Source organism: Kitasatospora dryopteridis (genome assembly GCF_050749075.1).
Taxonomy (GTDB): Bacteria; Actinomycetota; Actinomycetes; order Streptomycetales; family Streptomycetaceae; genus Kitasatospora.
Map to the genome: position 1 here is coordinate 41,418 of NZ_CP192750.1, position 7,112 is coordinate 48,529.

Annotated in this window: 3 protein-coding genes; all 3 read right to left on the reverse strand. The window is 71.8% G+C overall.

Features of this window, described 5'->3' with window-relative positions; translation table 11 throughout:
- Positions 1–5: 5 nt before the first annotated feature.
- The 3 genes from ACQ614_RS38830 to ACQ614_RS38840 all read right to left on the reverse strand — a co-directional run bounded on the left by ACQ614_RS38830 (position 6) and on the right by ACQ614_RS38840 (position 6,939).
- The gene (locus ACQ614_RS38830; RefSeq protein WP_431684158.1) at positions 6–608 is read right to left on the reverse strand and encodes a hypothetical protein; all 603 of its coding nucleotides are present in this window, start codon (positions 606–608) and stop codon (positions 6–8) included.
- Between the two features lie 21 nt (positions 609–629).
- Positions 630–5,537 (reverse strand): MobF family relaxase, encoded by a 4,908-nt coding sequence (gene mobF, locus ACQ614_RS38835; RefSeq protein WP_431684159.1) that lies wholly within the window; start codon positions 5,535–5,537, stop codon positions 630–632.
- A gap of 748 nt (positions 5,538–6,285) precedes the next feature.
- Positions 6,286–6,939 carry a hypothetical protein gene (locus ACQ614_RS38840; protein ID WP_431684160.1) on the reverse strand — a complete coding sequence of 218 codons (654 nt, stop codon included), beginning with the start codon at positions 6,937–6,939 and terminating at the stop codon, positions 6,286–6,288.
- Between the last annotated feature and the right edge of the window lie 173 nt (positions 6,940–7,112).

Here is a 7,112-nt window from a genome sequence, read left to right on the forward strand (position 1 = left end):
TCCACTCAGGTGAGAGGCGGTCCGATCGGACGGGGGTCGTCCTCGTGCTCGTAGGTGGCCCAGCTGAGGGTCTTCCGCACTCCGCCCGCGTAGTACCGCTGGAGCCTGATGAAGCCCTCCTCGGCCTCCTCGGCGTCGCGCCGCTCGTAGAAGATCTGGCCCTTTGTCGGCAGGCCGTTCTCGTCGGGGTCGTTGCCCCCGCGGCGCTCACGCCGTTCACGCTCGGGCCGTTCGTCCATGATGGGCATCGATGTCGTCTCGCCGAGTAGCCATCGGGCCGCGTTCAGGATCCCCCGCAGGGCCTCGCGCAGGTCGTGCGGACCGGCAACCCACATGATCCGGAAGTCGTCGTTGTGCCCGGCCTCCAGCATCTCCAGCGCGTCGTCGCGCAGGGATTCCAGCTCGGCCCGGGTCCTGATGACGCCTTCTGGAACAGCATCACGGGGTGCCGGTTCCGAGGGGCTGTAGACCGGCGGGGCGGACGGCATCGGCGGGGCGCCGGCGGGGACGGTGTACGGCTGACGGGGGGTCGGCGGGGGGAGGTGGAACGCTCCGCCCGTCCCGGGTGGAACGGGTCCGATCTCCCACGGTCCGGGGCTGGCGTTCACGACGTTGCTCCTCCTGTCACATCACATGCTGATGCCATAACCCTGCCCCAGCTGGGGCGCCGCGATCTCCGAAGCGGCCAAAGCGGCGGTCCGTGTCTCCTGGATTTCCCTTATCTCCAGACGGGCCTGGGCAACTCGATCGTCCAGCTCCTGCGACCGGGTGTCCATGACGCCCCGCGCCTCCTGGGCAGCGTCAACCGCCTGGTCCAGCGCCTCGCCGTGCAGCCGAACGTTGCCCGGCTCGACGCCCGGGGCCTGCTCGGCAGCGGCACGCTGCTGGCTCGCCTCGGCGGCCTGGTGCTCGCCGACGGGGCCGTTCAGCACCTGCTCCGCGTACTCGCGCAGGGCGAAAGACTGCTGCTGGAACGGCTGCCCCTGGTACTGGAACTCCGGCTGCGGCTCGGTGTGGACCTGGCCGTGGTCGAGTTCCAGCGCGGGCTCCGGCTCCGGCATCTGCCAGTCGATCTCGGCGTCCGGCTCGGACATGTTCCAGTCCAGCTCGGCATCCGGCTCGGCGGCCTGGAACGCCTCCGGCTCGGGCTGGAACTCGGGCTCGGCGGCCTCGGGCTGACGGAGGTCGAGCTGCCGCTGGGCGGCCTGGGCGCGCTCGCGGGTCTCCTCGGTGTGCTCGTGCCACGCCTGCCGCGCGGTGTGGACCGCCTCCAGCTTCCCGGCCTCCTCCCGCAGCTCGGCGGCCCGCGCGTCGTCCGCGACGGCCTGGGCGTGCAGCTGCTCGCGGCCGGCCTCGTCAGCGGCGGCGAGGTCGAGCGTGCGCTGACCGGCGACCCGGTGCAGGTCCTCCAGCTCGGTGTAGGTCTCCTGGATCTGCTCGGCGACGTAGGCCGGGGCCCACGCCTCCTCGCGCTCGTACCGGGCGACCATCTCGCGCAGCTGGGTGTCGCTGGCGCCCACCAGGTCCATACGGTCCTCGGGCTCGCCGAGCGCGCGGAAGGCCCGGTCCCAGTCCTGCCGGAAGTCGACCGCGCCGCGGGCCGGGCGCGGGCCGATCGCGTCGCTGTCGCTGTCGTAGCCGTGCGCCTCGCGGTATGCCGCGACGGTGCCGGCGCGCTCGATCCACGCCTCGCGGCCCTGCTCGGTGCCCGGCACCGGTCCGAGACGGCGGGCCCACTCGGGCATCTCTTCGGTGTCGGCAAGGGCCTGGCCCAGCTGCAGGCGCCGCTGGTCCATCAGCTCGGCGGCGGCGGCCGCGTACTCGCCCTTCTCGCCCTCGATACCGGCGACCCGGGTCTGCCAGCGGTCGCGCTCCTCGGCCTCGGCCCGCCGCTGGTCGGCGAGCTCGGCCCGGCGCTGGTCCTCCTGACCGGCGTGCAGAACCTCAACGGCGGTGTTGGTCAGCATCAGCTGGTCGAGCCACGCGGCCTCGGCCTGCGGGTCCGCCAGCGGCGCGTCGACCACGGCGGCGGTGTGGAACGGTTCGGCGGTGTGGAACTCGGGCTGTTCCACCGGCTGGAACTCCTGCGGCGGGGCGATCAGCCACGCCTCCGGCTCCTCCTCGACCGCGGCCGCCGGCGCCTCGTCGGCGACCGCCTGGGCGAGCTGCAGGGCGCCGAACAGCTCCGGCACGGCCTGCTCCTGGGCGCGCACGTGCTGGCGCACGTCGGCCTCGTCCGCCCGGACCCGGGTCCGCTCGGCGGCCTCGATCCGGCGTTCCAGTCGCCAGTGGACCACGCTGCCCGGGTCGCGGGCGTCGCCCAGCTCGCCGTCAAGCGCCTCGCGCAGCAGCTGCTCGGCGTCGTGGCCCTCGGCGTGCGTGTGCCGGGCGAGGCGGATCAGCGGGCCGTAGGAGTCGGCGTCCCGCAGCTCGGCGTACGCGGCCTCGCCCAGGGTGTCGAAGATGACCCGGCCGTAGTCGGCCTCCGCCTGCTCGCGCTGCAGGTCGTCCACGATGAACGACCAGCGGGACAGGTGCACGGAGGCGTCCTGCGACTCCCGCGCGACCGCCGTGGCGGCCTTCTCGGCGGTGTTGTTCTGCAGCGCCTCGGTCAGCACCGCCATGTGGTCCGGGGCCTCCATGCCCTCGACCATCTCGCGCGGGTCGACCTCGGTCACGGTGTAGGCCCAGTTGCCCTCGCGGCCACGGGTGAGTGCGACGTACAGGCTCTCGCGCGTTCCAACGCCGTCCTGCAGGACCCGGCAGCGGTCCACCGTGCGGCCCTGGGCGGCGTGCACCGTGCCCGCGTACGCGAGGTCGACGCTCTCCTGGACGTAGGCGGAGGGGAGGGTCATCAGCTCGCCGTCGTCGTAGCGGACGGTCAGAGTTCCAGCGGCGGAGTCGCGTTCCACCACGGTCACCACGTCGCGGTTGATCGCGAACCGGTCGCCGGAGTGGGAGCGGATGTCGCGGTCGTTCTTGCGGAGCTGGACCTGGTCGCCGACACCGAGGGTGATGCTGCGGCCGGCCACCTCGATGCCCTCCGGCTCGACCTGGCCGAACCGCACCAGGGCCTCGCGCGCACGGGCTGCGAGGTCGTCGGCCTGGTTCTGTTCGCGGGTGATCAGCAGGGTGCTCTTGCCCATGAGGGTGTCGGACAGCCAGCCCTGGTAGGCGGCCTCCATCATCTCCTCGCGGTCGCCGCCCATCAGGCGGCCGCGGTCCTCGTACTCGGCGAGGACGGAGGCGTCGCCCTCGCGCAGCCGCAGGCTCGCGTCCTGCTCCCACTCGGCGTGGAACCGCATGATCTGGTCGAGCTGGTAGGGGCGTTCCACCTGGGTAGCGAGCTCCTGGAACATTCCACCGGCGTCGACGGCGGTCAGCTGGTGGTGGTCGCCGGAGTAGATGACCTTCGCCCCGGCGGCCTCCGCCAGGCGCCGGACCTCCTCCAGCTGCCACGTCGCAGACATGCCGGCCTCGTCCACGATGACCAGCTGGTTGGGACGCAGCCGGAACCGTTCCAGCTCGGGGTTGGAATGCCCGGCCGCCAGCGACCGGTTCGACACGATGAACCGGTCCAGGTTGCCCACACTCGACACGCCTTCCTCCGCGAGGACCCGGGCGGCCCGCTCAGAGGTGGTGAGGCCAATAACGCTCCGGCCGGAGGCAGTCCACGCGTCGTGGATCGCGGCGTTCAGCCTCGACTTGCCCGACCCGGCAGGGCCCACCAGCACCTCGGCCTGCCGATCAGAGCCCAGAATGCCCCGCAGAGCGGCCTCCTGGCCCGCATTCAGCCCGCGGCCCTCCAGCGCCTGCTCGATGGCCTCCTCGCTGAACACCGGGGCGCCCGTCAGCGTCGTGCTGCGGATGATCCGCTCCTCGCGGCCCAGCTGCTGCCGGGTGGCGTACTGGTCGGCCTGCGGCACGCTGTAGATGGACTCCCCGTTGGCCAGCTGCAGGCTCTTCGGGACGGGGATCAGCTCTGGCGCGGTCAGCATCACCACGTCGTACTCGCGGCCGGTCAGCGCGGCATCGGCGAGCTCGTCCACCACGGCCTTCACCTGGTGGGCCTCCAGCCCGCCCAGGCAGTCGGGCAGGTTCCGGGCGACCTCGACCACCAGGTTGGAACGGGTGAACGCAGCCTTCTCCAACTGGACCGTGGCGATGGAATCCCGGATGACCTGCGCCGGGTCGAATTCCATCCGGTCCGTTCCAGCCGCGAGGGCGGCCGCCGAGACTGCCGCCGGCACCCCGGCGAGCGAGGCCCGGGTGTCGGCGATGGCCGACTCCTCCCAGCGCCGCAGCAGTTCCTCGCGCGGGATCGACTCGCCCTTCTTCGGACGCAGCTTCGGGTCGGTCGCCACCCGGTCGGCCATCTTCGCCAGCTCGTGGGCCTTCGGCGCGTGGCCGTACTCCTCCTCGTACGCCTTGGCGAGCTCGGCGACGCCCTTGGTGACGGTCTTCCGGCGGCTGGAAAACTTGTCGATCAGCGCCGGGTCGACGCCCAGGATCTCCCGGGCCTTGCCGTCGGGGCGCGTTCCAAACCGGATTCCAAGCCTGCGAACTGCGGCTTCTTCCGCGACGCGCTCGCTGATGTGCCCGGCGGCCTTCGCCTCGCGGTAGATCAGCTTGGAATCGATGGCGCCCCACTTGGAACGCTCTTCGCCGGTCACCTTGTCGGTGGTCGTGTACTGGACCCGGTTCCAGATGGCGACGTGGACGTGCAGCTGCGGGTCGTTGTCCCGGCTGGTGTGCTGCCTGAACGCGGCGGCGGTGAAGTCGTGGGCGTCGACCCGGCGGACCGTGGACACCTCGCCCTTCTTGCCCGCGTTGCGGCCCTCACGCGCGTACCCGGCCTGCTCCTGCATGTGGTCCAGCCCGGCCTGCACGCCCTCCATCCAGCTGCCCCACAGCTGGTCGGCCTGCCATGTGTACAGCTCGGCCATCTCCGTGTTTCCGGACTCGCGGGCCTCGATCGCGGCGACCTGCAGCGAGGCGTGCAGCACCGACCAGCTCTTCGGCGCCGAGAAGGTCGTGTCGAAGAAGGTGCGGTTCTTGTCCATGGTCCGCAGGACCTTCGCCTCCGCGGCCCGAAGCTGCTCGGGGGTGGCGTTCGGGCCCAGCTCCTCCTGCGCCTCGGCCACCTTCCGCTCCCGTGACTTCGAGTAGTCGCGAAGCGCCGGCCCCACCCGGAACTCGGCCCTCGTGTCGGCGTGGACCTTGGCCTTGGCCTGGCGGTACGCCTCGGTGCCCACCTGCAGCTCGGGGTGCTCGGCGCGGTAGTCAGCCCACCGCGACTTCATCACGCTGTGCAGCTCATCGACGCGCTGAGGGTCCGTCACATGTGCGTACATCTCGCGCATCAGCTTCGGGTCGACCTCACCGGTCAAACCAAGATCAGCAGCGCCGGAACCCATCCACACGCCCGCCGGTTCGCCGGCCAGCTCAACGGCCTTGAGGTAGTAGTTCTCCCCGCCGGAGCTCACCTGCGACAGGAAGTACTCGGGGCTCGCCCCGGCACTCACAGTCGCAGTCATGATCTCAAGGTACGGGACCATCGGCTCTTGAGGCAAAGGTGTGTAGTCCTAAAAAGGGCGGCACAGAAACAGCTACAGCTACAGCTACAGGAAGCACATCGGACGGGGAGTAAGGCCAACCAAGATCAGAACAGAGGCAGGCCACAGCAGGAGAGGCACCATCAGGAAGAACGGCCACAGGAGGGCACTCGACACGGCGCCAGCAACCCATCGGCAGGCACCCACCAGAACCCTCCACCAACAGCAGCGGCACCCACAGAAGGCGCCGGCGGCCACCTGCACACACAACACCAGCCCATCGCCGGGAGCGCGCGACTGTTACAATTCGTGATCAGCCACCGGGCGGCAGCCCACGGACGGCTTAGCGTGCACCCGCTAGGAACGCCCACGGGCGCGGACCTGTCCGCGCGGCACACGGGCACCCGCTCCGGCACCCCGGCCTGGCGTGCACCCGCTCCACCTCCGGTCACCCACCGCGACGCTGCGCCCCGCCGAACGGCGGCCCGCCTCGCCCCGATGGGTGGGCTGGTCGGCCGCCACCGGCGGCAGGGCACGGGCAGTCAGGAGCCGTAGTCCACCCACCACCACGGTCGGCCGCGCGCCCGGCGGCAGGGCACGGGCAGTCAGGAGCCGTAGTCCACCCACCACCACGGTCGGCCGCGCGCCCCGTGCCTAGCGGGTGCACGCGAGGAACGCGCGAGGGCCCCGCCCGCCGCTCGCGCGGGGGCAGGGCCCTGGTGGTGGGTGGTCAGTCCTCGGCGGGCGGCTTGTCCGCCCCGCCCTCGACGGCCTGGTCGTCGTCGCCGGGCGGCGGCGCGAACGCCTGGTCGCACAGCCCGCACACGATCGGCCCGTCGGCGAGGCTCTTGGGCGTCAGCTGCAGGCGGCGGGGCGGCTCGCAGGCGCACTCCACGCCGCGCCGCTTCCCGCCGGTCTTGGCGGCCGGGTCCTTCTTCGGCTTCGGGTCGTCCACCCCCGCCGCGCCGGCGCCGTCCAGGAACGGCAGCCCGGCCTGGTCGAGTCCGCGGACCACCGCCGCGTACCGGCGGACGGTCTCCTCGGTCAGCGTGCAGCGGCTGAACCCCCGGACCGGCTCCGCCCGCTCGGGCGGCTGCAGGCCCAGCTCGCGGGCGAGCTGGGCGAACCGCTTGTTGTGCCAGCGGTTGCCCTGGCTGCTCGTGGTCTTGATGCCCCGCCGCGCGCCGACCGCGTGCGCGGCCTCGTGCAGCAGGGTCTGCAGCACCTCCCGCCCGCCCAGCGCCAGCAGCTCGCCCGCGATGAACACCTCCGGCGCCCGGCCGGCCTCGCTCAGCCACTTCTCCGCCGCGTGGTGCCCGCGCTTGAGCGGCGCGGGCTCCCCGCCCCGCTGCCGACGGCCCGTCAGCCCCGTTCCAGTGATCATCACAGCATCTGGAACGTCGGGATGGTGACCCTGGATCGTCGTCCACGCCCGTTCCAACGTGGCGATGATCCGCGTTCCATCCCGGCCCCTCGTCTCCGTCACCATGACCCCAATCTTAGCGTGCGCACGCTATGTTCGTCCGTCGGTTCGCGCCTCTCCGGGGTGCGTTCCAG